This is a genomic window from Streptomyces sp. 7N604 (assembly GCF_052245475.1).
Classification (GTDB): domain Bacteria; phylum Actinomycetota; class Actinomycetes; order Streptomycetales; family Streptomycetaceae; genus Streptomyces.
Window position 1 is genome coordinate 1 of record NZ_JBQQBX010000088.1, and the last position, 1,777, is coordinate 1,777.

Annotated in this window: 2 protein-coding genes; one reads left to right on the top strand and one right to left on the bottom strand. The window is 75.0% G+C overall.

Annotation, left to right across the window (positions count from 1 at the left end):
* The coding region (locus tag ACTWP8_RS38105; RefSeq protein WP_443326629.1) for an integrase core domain-containing protein at nucleotides 1-132 on the top strand (132 nt) is incomplete at its 5' end.
* Between the two features lie 240 nt (nucleotides 133-372).
* Here ACTWP8_RS38105 and ACTWP8_RS38110 read toward each other — a convergent pair.
* Nucleotides 373-1,653, bottom strand: a complete 1,281-nt coding sequence (locus ACTWP8_RS38110; RefSeq protein ID WP_443326630.1) for a type ISP restriction/modification enzyme — start codon at nucleotides 1,651-1,653, stop codon at nucleotides 373-375.
* Between the last annotated feature and the right edge of the window lie 124 nt (nucleotides 1,654-1,777).

The following is a 1,777-nucleotide window of genomic DNA, read 5'->3' on the forward strand; positions in this document are numbered from 1 at the left end:
ACCTCAGAAGCCGAACGGCAGGCCGCGTTTCCCGACTGGCTGGACTGGTACAACTACCACCGACCCCACACCGGAATCAGCGGCCAAACCCCAGCCAGCCGCGTCACCAACCTCTCCGGTCAGCACAACTAGGGCCCTTGCTGCCGCAGCCGGGCTCTGGCCCGGATGTGGTGGGACGGCTGAACCGTGCTCAACGGGGTCGCGTGGAAGACGACGGTGTGTTCGGACACCAACATCCCCCGTGGTGGCCGCGTTGTCTTCCAGCCTGATCTCCGCTTGAAAGCCCTCGCGGCGCGGCTGAGTCGGCCCACAGGCGGCTGGGCGGCGCCTCCCCGAGCCGGCGCCGCCCGCCGCCGGATCGGACGGCGACGCTCAGAGCAGCGCGAACTGGCCGTTGGGGCCCTCTTCGTGGTGGTCCAGTACGGACGCGGGGCGGCGGGCCGCGGCCGGTGCGGGGAGTACGCCGGCGCGGCGGAGGTCGTACGCTGTCAGGCACGGTCCCTCTGCCGCGCGCGCCGCCAACTCCTCCCGCTCCGGCCCTAGTTCGCCCAGCAGCGCGAGCACCGTGATCAGTTCCAGCAGCTCCGAGGTCCACTCCTGAGGCCAGGTGGCGGTTCGTACGGCGTCCAGCGTCCCGGGCGTGGCCGGGGCCGTACGCCGCTCGAACCAGCGGTCGACGACCCGCACCCCGCCGGTGTGGAAGTCCCAAGCCGCCGCGGGCACAGGGGAGATGCGGCCCGCGCCGAGGTGGAGGGTCTCCTCCTCCGGGTCGTAGTGCAGCTGACCGGTGAGGGCGCGGAGGTCGGCCGGAATGGCCGCCCGGACGTACGGACGCCGGCCGCCGGGGAGTTTGGGACGGTCGTCCGGCGAGGCGGCGCAGCGCGCGCCGTGCGTGTGCAGCCACAGCATCCGGCGGCCGAGGGCGACGCCGGTCCGCCACGTGTCGGGGGAGGCGGTCAGCGGCACGGCGACGCCTTCAGGGCGGTGCCCGGCGGTGGCGGCCACCCAGGCGAGGACGTCCTCAGCGGCGACGGGGAGGCCGAGCCGGTCGGCGAGGTGGGGGAGCAGCCCCGGGGCGAGGTTGGGCTCGCGGCCGCCGGGTCGCCGGTACAACGGGCGGATCCGGCCGGGACGTCCGGCGGGTGACCGGCCGTCGGGCAGCAGCGCGGAGAACACCAGCGCGGGACCGGGACCAGGACCGGGACCGGGACCGGGAATCGTGTCCTGAGACACCTGTCCCTGCTCGACGGCGAAGATCTGGTACGGGTCCGCGACCCGCCACAGCTCCGGCCGCGCCGCGTCGATCAGCCGCTGATCGGGAATCAGCCACTGCCGGTCGAACGGGCCATGCAGGACCTGCACCGGTTCCGGGCAGGGGCCGCCGCCACTCTCCGCGGTGAGCGGGGCGGTGGGGGAGGCGTGGCCGGGAAGTTGGGGCACGGCGATGTGCGGCCTACGGGCGCGGGAGGGCTGGAACAGCGCCTCACGCGCGGCCGCGCCTTCCGCCCGCACCAGGGCGTCCCAACGGGCCCTGAGCGAGGCGGCGTCCGGCGCGAGCGGCCAGGTCCGCCCGATCCGCAGTGGCGCGACGGACCAGGGCATGAGATCCGCGAGCAGCGGTGCGCTGTGACGCCCACCGTCCCGTTCCGCCATCACGCGGCAGCCCTCCCCGCCGGCGGCCGGCAACCCCGCCGCCGCCTCACCAGTCGCATCGCCCGGCATCGTACCTATGCCCTCCGACACGAGCCGCCCGCCGCCCGGGCCCGGGGGGGGGGGG